General features: G+C 61.5%; 16 protein-coding genes. 3 read left to right on the forward strand and 13 right to left on the reverse strand.

Going from position 1 to position 16,997, the window contains the following annotated elements:
• Nucleotides 1-107: 107 nt before the first annotated feature.
• The 9 genes from ACQY7U_RS01205 to ACQY7U_RS01245 all read right to left on the reverse strand — a co-directional run bounded on the left by ACQY7U_RS01205 (nucleotide 108) and on the right by ACQY7U_RS01245 (nucleotide 9,644).
• Nucleotides 108-1,421, reverse strand: coding sequence for a tetratricopeptide repeat protein (locus ACQY7U_RS01205; protein ID WP_428641144.1), 1,314 nt, complete (start codon nucleotides 1,419-1,421; stop codon nucleotides 108-110).
• Nucleotides 1,422-1,552: 131 nt separating this feature from the next.
• A complete protein-coding gene (locus ACQY7U_RS01210) occupies nucleotides 1,553-1,753 on the reverse strand; it encodes a cold-shock protein (protein ID WP_428641146.1) in 201 nt (66 codons plus the stop codon).
• Nucleotides 1,754-2,080: 327 nt separating this feature from the next.
• Nucleotides 2,081-2,539, reverse strand: a complete 459-nt coding sequence (locus tag ACQY7U_RS01215) for a YtoQ family protein (RefSeq protein WP_428641148.1) — start codon at nucleotides 2,537-2,539, stop codon at nucleotides 2,081-2,083.
• A 132-nt stretch (nucleotides 2,540-2,671) separates the two neighbouring features.
• The gene (locus tag ACQY7U_RS01220) at nucleotides 2,672-3,529 is read right to left on the reverse strand and encodes an SDR family oxidoreductase (RefSeq protein ID WP_428641150.1); all 858 of its coding nucleotides are present in this window, start codon (nucleotides 3,527-3,529) and stop codon (nucleotides 2,672-2,674) included.
• Between the two features lie 6 nt (nucleotides 3,530-3,535).
• Nucleotides 3,536-4,375 carry a TrmH family RNA methyltransferase gene (locus ACQY7U_RS01225; protein ID WP_428641152.1) on the reverse strand — a complete coding sequence of 280 codons (840 nt, stop codon included), beginning with the start codon at nucleotides 4,373-4,375 and terminating at the stop codon, nucleotides 3,536-3,538.
• Nucleotides 4,376-4,437: 62 nt separating this feature from the next.
• Complete coding sequence (locus ACQY7U_RS01230) at nucleotides 4,438-5,067, reverse strand: TetR/AcrR family transcriptional regulator (protein ID WP_428641153.1); 630 nt, start codon at nucleotides 5,065-5,067, stop codon at nucleotides 4,438-4,440.
• Between the two features lie 103 nt (nucleotides 5,068-5,170).
• Nucleotides 5,171-6,124: a class I SAM-dependent methyltransferase gene (locus ACQY7U_RS01235; protein WP_428641155.1), complete on the reverse strand. Its 954-nt coding sequence runs from the start codon at nucleotides 6,122-6,124 to the stop codon at nucleotides 5,171-5,173.
• A gap of 139 nt (nucleotides 6,125-6,263) precedes the next feature.
• Nucleotides 6,264-8,699 carry a methyl-accepting chemotaxis protein gene (locus ACQY7U_RS01240; protein ID WP_428641157.1) on the reverse strand — a complete coding sequence of 812 codons (2,436 nt, stop codon included), beginning with the start codon at nucleotides 8,697-8,699 and terminating at the stop codon, nucleotides 6,264-6,266.
• Between the two features lie 186 nt (nucleotides 8,700-8,885).
• Nucleotides 8,886-9,644, reverse strand: coding sequence for an SDR family NAD(P)-dependent oxidoreductase (locus ACQY7U_RS01245; protein ID WP_428641159.1), 759 nt, complete (start codon nucleotides 9,642-9,644; stop codon nucleotides 8,886-8,888).
• Between the two features lie 124 nt (nucleotides 9,645-9,768).
• Between ACQY7U_RS01245 and ACQY7U_RS01250 the strand changes: the two genes are divergently transcribed.
• Entirely contained in the window at nucleotides 9,769-10,008 is a 240-nt protein-coding gene (locus ACQY7U_RS01250; protein WP_428641161.1) for a (2Fe-2S)-binding protein, read from the forward strand.
• Nucleotides 10,009-10,024: 16 nt separating this feature from the next.
• On the forward strand, nucleotides 10,025-10,510 hold the full coding sequence (gene bfr, locus ACQY7U_RS01255; protein WP_428641163.1) for a bacterioferritin: 486 nt from the start codon (nucleotides 10,025-10,027) through the stop codon (nucleotides 10,508-10,510).
• Between the two features lie 52 nt (nucleotides 10,511-10,562).
• On the opposite strand, the gene ACQY7U_RS01260 is transcribed toward bfr, so the two are convergent.
• From ACQY7U_RS01260 to ACQY7U_RS01275, 4 genes are all read right to left on the reverse strand, one after another.
• Nucleotides 10,563-11,225: an ATP-binding cassette domain-containing protein gene (locus ACQY7U_RS01260; RefSeq protein ID WP_428641165.1), complete on the reverse strand. Its 663-nt coding sequence runs from the start codon at nucleotides 11,223-11,225 to the stop codon at nucleotides 10,563-10,565.
• Between the two features lie 8 nt (nucleotides 11,226-11,233).
• Entirely contained in the window at nucleotides 11,234-12,934 is a 1,701-nt protein-coding gene (locus ACQY7U_RS01265) for an ABC transporter permease (protein WP_428641167.1), read from the reverse strand.
• An 8-nt stretch (nucleotides 12,935-12,942) separates the two neighbouring features.
• Nucleotides 12,943-14,160 carry an ABC transporter substrate-binding protein gene (locus ACQY7U_RS01270; protein WP_428641169.1) on the reverse strand — a complete coding sequence of 406 codons (1,218 nt, stop codon included), beginning with the start codon at nucleotides 14,158-14,160 and terminating at the stop codon, nucleotides 12,943-12,945.
• Between the two features lie 116 nt (nucleotides 14,161-14,276).
• Nucleotides 14,277-14,732 carry a winged helix-turn-helix transcriptional regulator gene (locus tag ACQY7U_RS01275; RefSeq protein ID WP_428641171.1) on the reverse strand — a complete coding sequence of 152 codons (456 nt, stop codon included), beginning with the start codon at nucleotides 14,730-14,732 and terminating at the stop codon, nucleotides 14,277-14,279.
• Between the two features lie 141 nt (nucleotides 14,733-14,873).
• Here ACQY7U_RS01275 and putA point away from each other — a divergent pair.
• The coding region (gene putA, locus ACQY7U_RS01280; RefSeq protein WP_428641173.1) for a bifunctional proline dehydrogenase/L-glutamate gamma-semialdehyde dehydrogenase PutA at nucleotides 14,874-16,997 on the forward strand (2,124 nt) is incomplete at its 3' end.

A 16,997-nucleotide genomic window follows, 5' to 3' on the forward strand; every position in this document is an offset into this window, starting at 1 on the left:
TTCCCGTTTGATCGGATCGATGGCCGGTCGAGCACCGGCTGTCTCAGTCTTTAGAGCGTTTTGCCGCCGATTTGAAGCGTCTGACGCTGTCGCGTCGTACTGCACGCCTACCGATCATCGGAATCGGGTTTGCGCAATTCGAAGATCAGGCCATGAACGTCCTTGCCGAGTTCTCGCCGCAGGACCACAGTCTTCTCCTTCGTGTAATCCAGGCCGGCTGCCTCGGCGCTGCGGCGGAGATACGCCGGGGTATGGGCATAACGGCCGGTCGGATCGACCCGGTAGTCGGGGCCGGACGGATCGTCAAGATGTTCGACACTGGCGATCAGGATGCCGCCCGGCGCCAGCGCGGAACAGAGCGCCTCCATGAAGGGCTGCAGGTTGCCGAGGTAACAGAGTGTGTCGACACAGACGGCAAGGTCGAAATGGGTCGGCAGGTCGGAGGTCAGAAAGCCGACCAGTTCGCCTTCCACGAGAAAATCGTAAACATTGAGCGCTGCCGCCTTGCGCAGCATGCCGGGCGAGAGGTCTATGCCGGTCAGCTTGTCGCAATATCTGCGGATCAGAGGGCCGCACAGGCCGGTGCCGCAGCCAAGGTCGACGATATCCCTGAAGGGGGCCGCCCTCAGGGCCGCCAGTTTGACGACTTCACCCGCCACCAGTTCCGGTGCGCGGTAGTCGAGGTTTTTCAGGACATCGTCGAAACTGTCCGAGAAACCGTCGAAATGTTCGCGGACATAGTCTTCCGGCGCCTGGTCCAGTTCGTCCCCTCTGACCGCGGCAAGCTGGTAGCGGGCAACCTTGTTGTCCGGATCGGCCGCGACAACTGCCTCCAGGTGTTCGACGGCGCGCTCCTGCCGGCCAAGCGCGCATAGAACCCTTGCGTGCCAGACAGGGTCCGACCAGGCTTCGGCACCGAACTCCAGACAGCGCTCAAGCGCGTCGGCAGCTTCTTCCCGGTGACCCGCAAGCATCAGGGACAGTCCGAAATTGTGCCAGGCGTTGGCGTTGTCCGGGTCCAGGCGGACAATTTCCCTCAGGATCGGCAGGAGGTCGTCGTTGTTCGTCGCGCCTTCCAGCATGACGCTGATGTTCTTCCAGGCCTCCTGGTGACGGGGTTCGATCTCAACCGCCCGGACATAGGCTTCCAGCGCCTCGTCCGACCTGTCCGACAGTTTCAGAATGTTGCCGAGATTGTTGCAGGCGGCAGCGTTTTTCGGGTTCTGTTCCAGCGACTTGCGGATCAGGATGATCGCGTTTTCCGGCTTGCCGGCATCGAAGTGCAGCAGGCCAAGAAAATGAAGGCCATCCGGATGGTCGGGATTGTCCGTCAGGACGTCCTTGTAGGCTGCCAGCGCGGCCTCCAGGTTTCCGCTCCTGTGCGCCGTGATCCCTTCCTGCAGTCGCGCTTCCAGCTGCATGACGTCGTCCAACCTTCGTTGTTTAAGACCGGTGCTATCAGAGCGATCATATTCGATGAAGGCCGGGGTCAGCTCAACAAAAAAGGGCGGTTGAACCGCCCTCGTTACCCAAAAGACCTTGCAAGGCGTCCTTACAGGACTTTCAGATCTTCAGCCACCATCTGACCGCGGCGCCACTCGAGATCGAAAACCACGAGCTGGCCTTCCGTCAGAGTGTTGATGCCGGACCGGCGAAGGGCAGAGATATGGACGAGGACGTCCTTGCCATCTTCCGGTTCGATCGAGCCGATACCTCGGCCCTGGTCGAACCATTTAACGTTTCCATGTTGCATGGATGTTTCTTTCCAAATTTTCGCATCAAGGCGTACACGCGGCATTTCTAGCCGTCCATTTCAACGTCTTGATGACAGTGTTGCAGATAATCAAAAGTACTTTTCAGATCCCGTGAGGGAAAAACATTCGGCTGCGCAGTCAAAGGCGACCGCGGCGTTTCAGAATGCAATACCTTCCAAGTGGGGTCTGAAAGCCCGAAATACAAGCCCGGGCTTTTCTTTACTCTGATTTAGTAAGGTAACTAAAGAGTTAACCCATACCAACCGTCATCGATCGCGATCCATTCACGGGGCATCATCGATGAAAGCTGACAATAGCATGACGGCTCAGCGATCGAGCCTGCCCTGGATAACGTATTTCAAGATATCCACCACCTGTTCGGATGTTTCGGCAACCGCAAGCGCAGCTGCGTCAACTTCCTTCAGCGGGTGGGTCAGCGAAGGGTCGTGCAGGACGATCAGGGACTTGCCGAGCGCGGAGGCATAGCCGGCGTCGAAAGCCGCGTTCCACTGCTTGTATTTGTCGCCGAAGCGGACGACGACGATGTCGGCCTTTTCCATGAGGGTGCGGGTACGGATCGCGTTGACCTTTGCGCCCTTGTGGTCGTACCAGAACTTGCTGTTCTCGTCGCCGAGGATGACCGTGCCGCAGTCGTCGCTGGCGTCATGATCGGTCACGGGTGCGGAGAAGGTGACCGGCAAACCGAGCGCCTTTGCACCTTCCATTATGCGGTCGCGCCAATCGGTGTGAATCTCGCCTGACAGATAGACGTTCCAGTTGCTCATTGATGCCTCCCGGGGATTGTTTTGGTCTGGCGGCGGGTATTGCCGTGTTGCCTTCAAAGCTGGGAGTTCGATGAGTGAGCGTCAAGCCCGCGCCAGCGAGAAGGTGTTTCGCCGAGGGCCGGTAAGCTTGCTTCAGACCGTGGTCAGCAGGTCCTTGAGCGCCACCCGGTAGTCGGGATAGCGGAAGACATATCCGAGTTCGTCCTTGAGACGCTGGTTGGAGACCCGCTTGTTCTCGCCATAGAAGGAACGCGCCATCGGGGTGAGATCCGCGGTCTCGAAGGGAACCTCCGGCGGCGGGGCGACACCCAGAAGCTCGGCGGCATGGGCGACAACGTCCTGCGGCGGGGCGGGTTCGTCGTCGGTCACGTTGAAGATGCGGGTCGAGGGCTGCACCATGGCTGCCTTGAGCGTTCCGGCGATGTCGGCCACATGGATGCGGTTGAACACCTGACCCGGTTTGACGAGACGCCGGGCAGTGCCCTTTTTGAAGTTCTCGAACGCGTTGCGGCCGGGCCCGTATATGCCTGCGAGCCGGAAAATCTGGACGGGAAAGCCGTTTGCTGCCGAAAATTCCAGCCAGGCGTTTTCAGCCGCTACCCGTTGCACGGAGCGTTTCGAAACCGGTTTGCACGGCGTATCCTCGTTCACCCATGCCCCGTCATGATTGCCATAGACACCGACCGTCGACAGGTAGCCTATCCACGCAGGCCGGGCCGCGGCCATGTCCTCGCCGTGGTGGAGGAGAACCGGGTCGCCGGCCTCATCCGGCGCGATGGAAACCAGCACGTGGGTGACACCCTGAAGAGCGGCGGCGATGCCGTCACCCTTGGCGGTTCCGTCAAAGAGAAACGGCTCCACGCCGATCTTCCGAAGCTCTTCAAGCTTTCCAGGAGAACGTGTTGTTCCTCCGATCCAGTCGAATTGATCGCCGACTTCCCGGATAAACGCCGTCGAGGAATAACCGACACCAAAGACAAACAATCTCATGGGATCCTACAGCTCCAGATGCTTGCGGCGGATTTCGTAAAGCGCGATGCCGGTGGCAACGGCAAGATTGAGGCTGTCGGCCTGGCCGACCTGCGGAATGCGGATCAGGGTGGGGCAGGCTTCCGCCATGTCGTCCTCCAGTCCCTTCTGTTCATTCCCCATCACCAGCAGGGCGGGCTCCCGATAGTCCGGCGTGCGGTAGTCGACGGATCCTTTCAGGTGCGTGGCGGCAACCGTGCCCGGCCATTTGGCCGCAAGGGCCTTGAACTCTTCCTTGCTCATCCTGGCGAGCGGCACATGAAAGAGCGAGCCCATGGTGGCGCGAACCGCTTCGACGGCAAAGGGATCGGTGCAGTCGCCGACCAGCATCACACCGGCGCCGCCGACTGCGTCGACCGTGCGGATGATCGTACCGAGATTGCCCGGATCGCGAACCCGGTCAAGCGCCACCCACAGGGTGGCCCCCGCCGGATCGACGTCCTTTGCCGACAGAATGTTCTGTTCATAGACGCCGACGACCATCTGCGGGTTGTCCTTGCGCGTCATGGCGGACATGACGGCGTTGGAGACTTCCAGGATCAGCGCGCCCCGTGCCTTGGCCGCCGCCGCCGCCGTCTGGGCAACGGGATTGTCCCGGGCTTCGGGACCGAGCGCCAGATAGCGCACCCCCCAGTCTGCCTCGAGGGCATCGGTCGCCAGTTTCAGCCCTTCTGCGACGAACAGGCCAGACTGGCTGCGGTGCTTGCGCATGGCGACAAGCCCCTTGATCTCCTTGACGATCGGGTTGGAGTGGCTGGTGATCTGCTTGACCGCGCCGATACGCTGGGGTTTGCCGGAATGGGACATGTCTCGCTCGCGAGCCAGGGGTTAACTCAAGTAGGCTGGATTAGGCGCTGGTCCTTGCCGGGTCAAGGTTTTTGCGCGGCCTCGCGCGGCGGCAGCAGACGTTCGGCGACGAACCGGATCGTTTCGTCCAGATCTACCGGAAACTCCGCATCCTCCAGCTTGCTGTCCATGGCGAGAAACGAAAGGCCAAGAACATGGGGCCACAGCCGAAAGATCGTCCGGACCACCCTGTCGTTGACCTCCTGTTCGCCCAGATAGAGCGCGACTTCCCGCAAGTGGACACCATAGGAGGCCTTGCCGATGGTTTCCAGTTCCCGGATGCGCCCGGAATGGGTCATCGTGTTGTAGATGAGCCGGAAAATGTTGGGTTCCCTGCGGGCGAAATCGACAAAGGTGCGCATGACGGCGGCAATGGAGTCCAAAGTCCCGCGCGGATGTTTCGACGCCGCCCGCTCCATCGCTTCGCCAAGGCGTTGAAGGCCCTGTTCGGCAACCGCTGCCAGCAGCGCCTGCCTGGAAGCGAAATGACGGTAGGGAGCAGCCGTGCTGACCCCTGCGAGCCGGCAGGCATCGGACATGGAAAATCCGTCGTGTCCGTGCTTGTCGATCAGGTTTGAGGCCGCGGCAACGAGCTGGTCGCGCAGATCGCCATGATGATAGGCGGTTTTCTTCCGGATCTGGTCCTTGGCCATGCGGTTCCGATATCTTCCGATGCACTGGGTCTCAGCTGGAAGTTAATATTCCTAACATGGCGGAGCAACTGTCACATAAACAGAGGCCGCTCACGAGATGGCGCTAGCGGCTGCTCCAGCGCGAGAAGAGCGAGGTGGAGAGCGCCCGTTTGCCGTCTTCCTCGCGGATGACAAGTTCGCCGGACTCCAGCAGGCCGCCCTGGCTGGCGAGCGTTTCGGCCATCAGCTCGTGAATGGAAACGAAGCTGGAGCGGATCGCATAGGCGGTCAGGATCATGAACAGCGCATCGTCCGCCAGCAGCTGTTGGAGGTCGGAAAGCATGCCGGGAAGGCTGGTGTAAAGATCCCAGACTTCGCCCTTCGGGCCGCGGCCGTATTTCGGCGGGTCGAGAATAATGCCGTCATATTTGTTGCCGCGCCGCACTTCCCGGGCGACGAACTTTGAGGCGTCTTCGCAGATCCAGCGGATCGGCAGGTCTTCAAGATCGGACAGGGACTGGTTCTCGCGCGCGTAGCCGATGGCCTTCTTGGAAGCGTCCACGTGGGTGACCTGCGCGCCTTCGGTCGCCGGCAGCAGCGAGGCGAGGCCCGTGTAACCGAAGAGGTTCAGGACCTTCAGCGGCTTTTCGGGCACGCGCTGTCGCTCCGCGCGGATCTTGGCGTTCACCCAGTCCCAATGGGCGGCCTGCTCCGGAAAGACGCCCACATGGCGGAAGGACATGAAACGGCCGTTGTAGCGCACGGGGCCGTAGGACATCGGCCAGGTTTCCGGGACGTTGCCGGAAAATTTCCAGCGGCCCGGGCCTTCTTCTTCCGTATCACCGGAAAAGACTGCATCCGCGCGCTGCCAGACGCTTTCCTTCAGCCGCCGGGCACCCATGGCCTGTGGTTCGGGCCGCACGATGGTGAAACGGCCGTAGCGTTCCAGCTTTTCGCCGGCGCCCATGTCCAGCAGCCGATAGTCCTTCCATCCGCTGGTTTCCAGGATCACCGGCCAGTTCTGAACCGGAGCTTTGCCTAAGGGGGCAAAGGAGGAGGCGCTGGTCTGGTCCGCCACGTTGGTCACTCGTTCGCTAAAGGGTTTGAGACAGTCCCGCCATAGTCGCCAAGCGCGGCAAGGTCAACGGCCAGCGGCAGCGGCGCAAAGAAAAAGGGCGGGGAGCCTCGGCTCCCCGCCCTATTCGAAGTGGAATTCCTCAGGCCGCGGCGACTTCCGCCAGGAACTGTTCGACTTCCCGTTTCAACTCGTCGGTCTTTGTCGAGAGTTCTCCGGAAGCCGACAGGACCATGTCGGCAGAGGAGGAGGTCTGGTCGACCGCCTGGGACAGCTGGGTCATGGAGGCGGAAACAGCGCCGGTTCCTTCCGCGGCCCGCTGCACGTTCTGCGAAATCTCTGCAGTGGCAGCCCCCTGCTGTTCGACGGCCGAAGCAATTGCGGTCGTGTAGCTGTTGACCTCGTTCATGGTCTCGGCGATTTCGCCGATCGCGACGACGGACTCTTTCGTGGCGCTCTGGATCTCTGTGATCTGCGAGCTGATCTCTTCCGTCGCCTTGGAGGTCTGGGTGGCCAGTTCCTTGACTTCCGCGGCCACGACCGCAAAGCCTTTGCCGGCTTCGCCCGCGCGGGCCGCTTCGATGGTCGCGTTCAGCGCCAGCAGGTTGGTCTGCTCGGCAATCGCCTGGATAAGGGTGACGACTTCACCGATCTTTGTGGCTGCTTCCGCAAGCCCCTCGACCTTCTGGTTGGTCACCCGTGTGCCGGTGGTGGCGCGATCGACGATTTCGGTGGTCTGGGCGACCTGGCGCGAGATTTCGCCGATGGAGGCGGCCAGTTCTTCCGCCGCGCTGGCAACGGTCTGAACGTTGTTGGTCGTCTCGTTGGAGGAGGCCTGCGTTTCGCTGGCGTAGCCTGCGCTGTCGCGGGCGATCTCCGTGAGCGCCTGAGCGGTGGAATCCAGGCCATCGGCCGTGGTTTCGACCGAGCCGAGGGCTTCTTCCGCCTTTGACCGGAAGCCCTCGATCAGGCTGTCGATCCGCTGCTGACGCTCCTGCCTTGCCGCTTCTTCCTGGGCATTCTGCTCCTGAAGCTGCGCGCGTTCGATGGCGTTGTCACGGAACACCTGAACCGTGCGGCTCATGTCGCCGATCTCGTCGCCGCGGTCAATGCCGGGAATGTCGACCTCGTTGTCGCCGTTTGCAAGGCGGGCCATCACATCGGTGATGGTCCGGATCGGACGGGTAATCGCGAGGTTGAGCACGACGGCCAGGCCGACACCGCCGAGAATGGCGAAGAGGATGGTAACGCCGATCTGCATTTCGGCGGCAGCCGACGCGGAATTCGCCGCTTTCGACTGCGCGTCGGAAATAATGGAAATGTCGGCGCTGACCTTGCGGGTCAGACTGTCGAGCTGTTGCCGCTTCGCCAGCAGATCAGCTTTCGCGGTCAGCATCTCCTTGAAGGATTTGTCGAGCGTGGCGATCGAAGGCGAAATCGCTTTGATGGCTTCCGCGGCCGACGGCAGGATATTCGCGAATTTGACCAGGCTTTTCTGAACCTTGGACAGTTCGGCAATCCGCTCCTCGACCGGTGCGGCATCCGCGGTTCCGAAGCCGCCGAAGAGGTAGAGCGTTTCAGCCCGCGTTGCGAGGGCCAGTTCGTTCAGGCGGGTCGCATCGTCCGAAATGGTGCGGACGGTCGCCAGGCGGGTCGATGCGGTCAGCGCGTCGGTCTTCGCGGCGGAAACCACCGGATCGACCTGTTTCAGGATATCCTGGGTGATGGAGTTCATGCCGTCGATCGCGGTGCCGACAGCCAGCCGGGCTTCATAGGCCTCGGAGAAGCCGAGGTCCTTGGTCAGGTTCTCCAGCGCTTTGTTCAGCTGCACTGCCTGTGCGGCCAGCTTGCCGAGCGTCGCGCTTTCGATGCCCTCGATCTCCTTGTAACGCATCTGCTTGGTCGCGGAGACGAGCTTGCGGGCGATGTCGATCGAAGTTTTCAGTTCTTCGCCCTCGATGTTGCCGCTGCCTTTCAGGTAGGCGAGCCTGACCTGAATGACTTCGTCCTTGAGTTCAAAGACACCGCGCTGAAGCTGATTGACGTCGTCGAGGCGGTTGTTGGCGGAAAAAGCTTCCGCGCTGTTGCGCTTTTCTTCCGCCAGCACTGCGCGGCTGATGTTGCCCGCGACGGTTTCCAGATCGGACGTACCTTTCTGCAGCGTTGCCAGTCTCTCGGCTTGCTGGTTGGTCTGGGCGGCCACCTCATCAAAGGTCGATGCAAACTGGGTTACCGCGTTCCGGGCACCGGCGACCTGTTCCTCGGACGCCGGATCGCCTGCAACTTCACCGGCCAGTTCCTGCAAGGACGTGTCGAGGCCGGCGATCTCCTGGCGGACCGCTTCGCCGTTTTCCCGGGTGGGGTTGTTCAGGTAGTCCTCACGCCGGATCGACGTCGCCTGCACCTGACCGGCCACCTTGGAGGCCTGATCGGCCACGACAAAGCGTGAGGAAAGGTTATGGATCGCAAGAAATCCGACACCGCCGACCACTGCGGTCAGCAACAGAACGGCGAGAAACCCGCCCGCGACCTTGAAGCCGAACTTCAGGTCGACCAGTATCTTCAGTAATTGTTTCATTCGATCCCCGCACAGCCGAAAGAAAAGCATTGTCCTTTCCTCAGCGTCGCAGAAGGCGATGAAAATAGAGTAAACTTACTATGGTCCCTAAATATTATGTGGTTGTAGATACTTCAGATTCTCTGAATAATTGTGCCACACGTAAGGCAGGCAAGAGCGCCGATAATTCAGGGTTGTGTGTCGGAGTTATACGTGCTGTCCGCCGTTGATGTGAATTTCGGATCCGCTCACATAGGACGATTTGTTCGAGCACAGATAATAGATCGTATCGGCGACCTCCGCCGGCAGTCCCAGGCGGCGCAGGGGAATGCCGTCTATCAGCTTTTCCGTTCCAGGAGAAAGAATGGAGGTGTCGATCTCGCCGGGGGCAATGGCATTGACCCTGACACCATGCGGCCCGAAATCGGCTGCCATCTCGCGCGTGAGCGATGCCAGGGCCGCTTTGGACGTGGCATAGGCGGTGCCGGCAAAGGGATGCACCCTGCCACCCGCGATCGACGTCACGTTCACCACCGACCCGGCGGCGTTCTTCAGTTCCTGGAAAAGACCGCGCGCCAGAAGGATCGGTGCGAAGAAATTGACCTGAAAAACCGTGCGCCATTCATGCATGGCGGTCGTCAGGGAACTCAGGCGCTCGCCTTCCGGTCCCTTCGGACTGATGCCGGCATTGTTGACGAGTGCACTCAGGCGCGACCCGTTCGTTTCCAGCCGCTTGCGGATTTCCTGAGTTGCAAATCCGAGGTTCTCCGGGTCCGACAGGTCGACCTGGATGTGGTCTTCCGGTCCCATCGGCCAGGGGCACTTGTCTGAAAAGGCCTGACGCGAACAGGTGATCACCCGCCAGCCTTCGGCGGAAAAGCGCTTGACCGTCGCGTGGCCTATGCCTCTGCTTGCGCCTGTGAGCACGAGTGTCGGACGGTCGTCCTGTGGTGCGTTGCCGCTCATTTCAATTTCCTGCCGGCTTGTTTGATTGCGCTGAAAGTTGACTCATACAGTAAAGTTTCGTTATTGCGCAGAAATTCCTGAATGCCAATATGTGCGAAATCGAGGACTCGCTCCGGATCCCGAAATGATCATATGCTCCTGTAACATTCTGTCTGACAAGCAGCTTCGCGAAGCAGCGGAAGAAATGCGCGCGGATCCCAACGGCAAGGTTCCGACGCCCGGAGCGGTCTTCCGGCATTTGGGATGCCGGCCGAGATGCGGCGGCTGTTTTCCGTCCGTCATTGACATCATTCACGAAAAGGTCTCTCAAGAGGCGACGGATCAGGACCGGCCCGCAAGGGTCAAACGGTCCGAGGGCCGGTAGAAGCGGAGAGGGCGCCATGAAGGGCGAAGCGAAAGTCATCGAGTATCTGAACAAGGCCCTGCGTCACGAGCTGACGGCGGTCAACCAGTACTGGCTTCACGGCCGCCTTCTGGCGGATTGGGGGGTCGGGAAGCTGGCGGACAAGGAGCTGGCCGAGTCGGAAGAGGAACGCCGGCATGCCGACGACCTGATCGACCGCATCATTTTCCTGGAAGGCTTGCCTAATCTCCAGACCCTCGATCCCATGCGCATCGGCCAGTCGGCCAAGGAGTGCCTGGAAGGGGATCTTGCCGCCGAATATGTCGCCCGGGCGCTTTATCATGAAGCCCGTGAAGTCTGCCGGGAACACGGCGACTATGTTTCCATGAAGCTGTTCGAGAAACTGCTCGCCGACGAGGAAAGCCACATCGATTTCCTGGAAACGCAGCTCGGCCTGATCGAGCGTATCGGCATCGACAGATATTCGCAGCTTCAGGCGAAATCAGCCGACGTGGCTGAGTAACAGAGGCGCCGTCACCAACTTTCCGCGCGGGTCGTGAGTTCGACCTTTGGTATCAGGTTTCGTCCGGGGCCAGCCGGTGGACAGGTCCGCCGGCGGCGAGGGCGTCATCTTCGTCGTGGGTAACCAGCAGGACGGGCAGGTCCTTTTCCCGTGCGAGCCGGAAGACCAGCGTCCTGACTTCTTCGCGCCGTGTCCGGTCGAGGCTGGAAAAGGGCTCGTCCAGAAGCAGTGCCTCCGGTTCGGCGAGCAGGGTGCGCATCAGCGCGATACGTGTCTGCTGGCCGCCGGAAAGTGTTGCCGGATCGCGTTCGCCGTAGCCGGACAGGCCGACATCCGCCAGAGCCTGTTCCGCCAGCGACCGGCGTCGTGAACGGCTGCCTGCCTTCGCCGGGACGGCGAACATCAGGTTCTGGAGAACCGACATATGCGGGAAGAGCAGCGGGGTCTGGAACATCAGTCCGACATTGCGGTCCTGGGCCGGCAATCGTGTCAGATCGCGGCCGTTCAGGACAACCCTGCCACTCGCCGTGAAGTCCGGTCTCAGGAAGCCGGCGATGAAATCGAGCAGACTCGATTTACCGCTTCCGCTTTCACCCATGATGGTCAGGACCGATCCCGGTTCGATGTGACAGCTGATTTCGATCAGGGGAATGCCGCCGAGCCTGAGGACGACATCTTTCAGCACGAGGCCGGTACCGTTTTGCGATCCGTTCATGGATGCCGTCACCTTTCGAGCCGCATGGCGGCACGGTTTTTGAACAGAAGCGCGGGGAAAAACGCGGCAAGGGAAAAGAGTGCCAGCGGAATGACCAGCTGCAGCAGGGCGTAGAGCGCCGCGACCTGCCGGTTGCCGCCGCTGGCCAGCGCAACGCTTTCCGTGGTGACGGTGACGACCCGGCCGGCGCCGATCGTCAGCGTCGGCAGATACTGGCCGACGGAGACGGCGGCGGCGACGGCAAAGGTGACGAGGACAGGGCGCAGGAGCAGCGGCAGGCGGATCTGCCAGAAAACCCGCAGCCTCGACGCACCGAAAGAGCGGGCGGCCCTGGCATAGCGCGGGTCAAGCCGCCGCCAGGGATCGCCCAGCGCCAGGAAAGCGTAGGGAAAGACAAAGACCAGATGGGCCACAAGCACCGCAGCAAACGTGCCGCCGAGGCCGCCCAGCAAGAAGAGCATATGCAGGCCGAACAGGAAACTGACCTGCGGGATCAGCAAGGGCAGGAAGACCAGGGTCTTGTAACGGCCGCGTTCCGGCCGGTTGCGATGGGAGCGCGCCTCCAGCAGCCACAAGGTCAGCGCGGTTGCTATCAGGGCGGCTGCTAAGGCAAGCGCGAGTGTGGTCAGCAGACTGGGACCGGCGGCTGAGGCCGTGTCCAGCAGACGCAGCAGGCTCAGTTTCTGAGGGAAGGGGGCGGGAAACCACCAGGACCTGGCAAGGGACCAGATGCAGAGGAGCCCCAGTGCGAGGAGCATGGACAGAATGATCAGGACCATGGGTGCCAAACTTGCAAGCCTGACCGCCGTGTCCCGAAGGTGTCGATGGCCACTGGCATATCTCCGGCGCAACACCGTCCGCGCGCAGCCTTCGAGCCCCAGATAGGCGAACAGGGCACCCGCACTGACAGCCAGCTGCAAAAGCGCCCCCGCCGATGCCATCAGGCGCCTGTCGAGGTCGGGATCATTCATCCACTCCACGAGCCGGGGCGCTAGCGGGGCCGGCGTTGTCGGGCCGAGAATGACGGCGACGTCCACGACGGAAGTGGCATAGGCGATGACGGCGAGCATCGGCATGCGGATCAGCGGATAGATCTGCGGCAGGACGATCCAGAAGAAGGACGTCATGCGGCCGTAGCCGAGACCGGCCCCCGCCTTCAGATAATCTCCGATGTGCGGCCGGTTGAGGGCGGCCAGCGTCATCAGGAGCAGAAACGGCACTTCCTTGACGATGAGGCCGGCGGTCATGGCAAGCCCGTAGGGATCGTTCAGGACAAGCAAATCCGGCGGACGGTCCCAGCCGGTGGCCCAGGGCGAGAACAGCCGAACCAGAAACCCGGAAGGGGCGATCAGGAAGGCGAGGCCGATTGCCGCCGCTGCGTGGGGCACCGAAAGGAGCGGCGACAGGAAGCGGTTCAGGCGCCGGAACGTTGCTGTTCCTGCCCAGCCGGCGGCAAAGACCAGCACGATGGCAAGGGAAGCGGCCGAGGCGAAAAGTCCCGTGCCGAAGCTGAGCAGGACGGATACTGCCAGTCCCGGAGCGGCCGCAAGTTGCCGGAACGGAGCCAGCGACAGGGTATCGTGGCCGAGTGCCGGCAGATAACCGAAGGCGGGCAGTGCCGTTCCGGCTAGGCCGGCCAGCACCGGCCCAGTCAGCAGGAACATGACCAGAACGGTCGGAACATCCGGTATGCCGTCCCGTCTTGGCAAAGTGTGCCTCACTCAGCGCCGTAGCGCGCGGTCCAGGCTGCTTCCAGGGCGCTCACCCAACTCGGATGCGGTTCGGGAAGGACCGGTCCGAGGTCTTCCGGCGACAAGGTCGCCGGACCAAGGTCAAGGGCATCGAAAAGGGCCTTCTCGTTCGCTGGAAGTCCTGCGACGTCCAGCACGGCCGGGTCGCCCCACACTTCAGGTTCCTGCTTGCGGCTCTGTGCCATCGGGGAAAGCAGGAAGTTCGCGAACACCTTGGCGCCCGCCTTGTTGGAGGAGTTGTAGGGGATCGCGACAAAATGAGTGTTGCCGATGGTGCCGCCGTCGAGGACGAATGTGCGCACCGTTTCCGGCAGCTCGCCATTGGCGATGGCAGCCGAAGCGTCCACCGGGTTGAACGAAAAGGCGATGTCCAGCTCGCCGTCGCCTAGAAGCCGGCGCATGTGCGCGGCGTCTTTCGGGAAGACCTGCCCCTGGCGCCAGAGCAGCGGGTTGAGCTCGTCGAGATAGGCAAAGAGCGGAGCCGTTGCGCTTTCAAAGCTTGCCACGTCGACCGGCTTCGAAAGAAGATCCCTGTCGGTGACAGTGTTGATCAGAACCTGTTTCAGAAAGGTCGTACCGTAGAAGTTAGGCGGCTGGGGATAGGTAAAGCGTCCCGGGTTCGCCCTTGCAAAGGCAAGCAGATCCTCAAGAGTTGCCGGAGGTGTCTTTAGCCGGGCGCCGTCATGGATGAAAACCAGCTTCGCCATGCCCCAGGGACTCTCCTGGCCGTCCGTCGGTACCGTGAAGTCGACCTTGACGGTCGGCTTGTTTGCCACGTCGACGTATTTCCAGTTCGGCAGGCTTTCGGCCCAGCCGGGTTCCGCCAGAAGGCCGTTTTCCTTCATGGAGGCGAAGTTTTCGCCGTTGATCCAGATGAGGTCGACCGCGCCGCCCGTGTCCTTGCCGACCGATTTTTCGGTCAGCACCTGGGAGACGACACTTGCCGTGTCGCTGACCTTCACATGAATGACGCGGATACCGTAGTCGTCTTCCACCTCCCGGGATGCCCAGGAGATATAGGCGTTTATTCGCGGCTCGCCGCCCCAGGCATGGAAATAGACGGTCTGGCCTCTGGCATCTTCGAGAACGCTCTGCCACGCCTGCCCCGTGTCCTGGGCAACAACGGAGTGCGAAGCCATAAGTGTGCCTAACAGACTGATCCCTGCGGCAAGCAGTCTCTTCATCTTATGTCCCCTTGCTGGGTGCTGACCCTTCTTCCTCTGTCCCTCGCGCAGGCCGCAGACACGGTCAAGACAAGGCTTTGTGAACGAGGGGTTCCGGAGTTCCAGGGCTCTGTTTCCTATACCGGCAGAATATGTGTGTCCTTGATCTCTTCCATGACCGCATATGTGTGGGTCTCGCGGACGCCGGGCAGGGCCAGCACCACATCGGACAGGAATGCGCGATAGGCTTCCATGTCCTTCACCCGGCTCTTGATCAGGTAATCGAACCCGCCCGCCACCATGTGGCACTCCATGATGTCGATGGAGCGCTCGACGGCGATCTTGAAAGCGTCGAAGATTTCCGGTGAAGTTCTGTCCAGGCGGATTTCGACGAAGACCAGCAGCCCCCGACCCACCTTCTTCGGATTGAGACTGGCCGAGAACCGTTCGATGTAGCCTTCGCGCACAAGCCGCTTCATGCGTTCCGCCGTTGCGGTTGCCGACAAATTCACCCGTTCGGACAGGTCGGTGTTGGTGATGCGGCCATCCTCCTGAAGGACCTTCAGAATTCGCCGGTCGGTTGCATCTAGCACAGTGAAATTCCCTAGAAAATTTTAATTTCCACAATAATAAACTGAAAACCTGCAAAACAACAGCGAAAAACGGACGTGAAACTCGAGTATTTTAGGGAAATCTAATGATCTGGCCCTGCCGGGCCCTTTTGGGAGGTTCTCATGACCGCATCCTCTGCAGCCATGAAGACAATCGATTCTGTTGAATTGCAGCCGTTCCGCGCGGCTTATGCCCCTGCCGACAAACCGCTCGTCGAGGCGCTTCTGAAAGAAGCCGCCGGCGATCCCGTGACGGAAAAGCTGATCGACCAGCGCGCACGCGGCTATATCGAGGACATGCGCTCCGTCCAGGTGGGCCTCGGTGGCGTTGAAGACTTCATGCGGGAATTCGGCCTGACGACCCGTGAAGGCCTGGCCATGATGGTTCTGGCCGAAGCCCTGTTGCGTGTGCCCGATGCCAAGACCGCCGACAAGCTGATCGAGGACAAGCTCGCAGCCGCCCGGTTTGATGATCCCTCCGGCCCCAAGTCCGACACCTGGCTGGTGTCCGCCTCCTCCTGGGCGCTGGGCGTTACCTCCCGCCTCCTGCATCCCGGCGACACGCCGCAGTCCATCTTGTCGAGCCTCGTCAAGCGCATGGGCATGCCAACCGTTCGGGTGGCGACCCGCAAGGCCATGCGCCTGCTCGGCCACCAGTTCGTGCTGGGCGAAACCATCCAGAAAGCGCTGGAGCGGGCCAAGGGTCAGGAAGCCAAGGGCTACCGCTATTCCTACGACATGCTTGGCGAAGGCGCGCGTACCGCTGCCGACGCCGAGCGGTACTTCAAGTCCTACGCCAACGCGATCGAAGCCATCGGCAAGGCTGCCGGCGACAAGAAGCTGCCGGACCGTCCGGGCATTTCGGTCAAACTCTCCGCGCTCCATCCGCGCTATCAGGCCGTCAACGGCGAGCGGGTAAGGGACGAACTGCTGCCGAAGCTGCGCGAACTGGCGCAGATGGCCCGGGACCGCAATCTCAACTTCACCATCGACGCGGAAGAGGCCGACCGGCTTGAAATCTCGCTCGACGTCATCGCGGCCCTGCTCACCGACCCGGTGACGGAAGGCTGGGAAGGTTTCGGTCTTGCCGTTCAAGCCTACCAGAAACGCGGCATCCATGTGATCGACTGGCTGGTCAATGCCGCCCGCAAGACCAATCGCCGGATGATGGTTCGCCTTGTGAAGGGGGCTTACTGGGATACGGAAATCAAGCACGCCCAGGAAAACGGCGCCGAAGGCTATCCGGTGTTCTCGCGCAAGGCCGCAACGGATCTTTCCTATCTGTGCTGCGCCAAGCGCATGCTGGCCGCCCGCGATGTGCTTTATCCGCAGTTCGCCACCCACAACGCCCTGACCGTTGCCCAGATCATCGAACTGGCCGGCGGCAAGGCCGAAGGCTATGAGTTCCAGCGTCTGCACGGCATGGGCGAAAGCCTTTACAAGTCCGTCTGCGAGCGCGACGGCTTCCCTTGCCGGATCTATGCGCCGGTCGGCGGGCACAAGGACCTGCTTGCCTATCTGGTCCGCCGCCTTCTGGAAAACGGCGCCAACTCCTCCTTCGTCACGATCGTCGGCGATGCCTCGGTGAAGGTGGAGGACATGCTGAAGCGCCCGGTGGAAGTTCTCGACAACGGTCATCACGCGGTCAACCGTTCCATCCCGATGCCGAAGGATCTTTACGGCGACAGCCGCCGGAATTCAGATGGTGTCGAGTTCGGCTGCGCGGCGGAACGCAGTGAGCTGGTGACGGGCATGGCCAGGACCAAGGCGCCGTTCACCGAGGCCGGGCCGCTCGGCAAGGGACTGGGCACCGGCGGCGATGCCAATCCGGTGTTCGCACCGATGGACGGAACGACCAAGGTCGGCACGGTCCGCTTTGCAGACCCGGAGACGGCGAAAAAAGCCGTCGAGGTTGCGCAAAAGGGTTTTGAATCGTGGTCGCGCAAGCCTGTCGAAACCCGTGCGGCGGCCCTTGAAAAGCTCGGCGACCTTCTGGAAGCCAACCGCGACCGGCTGATGACGATCCTTTCCATGGAAGCCGGCAAATGCCTGACCGACGGGATCGCGGAAATCCGCGAAGCAGTCGACTTCTGCCGCTACTATGCCGCCGAAGCCCGCAGCCTCTTCGGTGAAGGTCGCCTGATGCCGGGGCCGACGGGTGAGGAGGACCGCTACCGCTATCGCGGCCGGGGCGTCTTCGTCTGCATCTCGCCGTGGAACTTCCCGCTGGCGATCTATCTCGGCCAG

This window comes from Roseibium sp., assembly GCF_050301095.1.
Lineage (GTDB): Bacteria > Pseudomonadota > Alphaproteobacteria > Rhizobiales > Stappiaceae > Roseibium.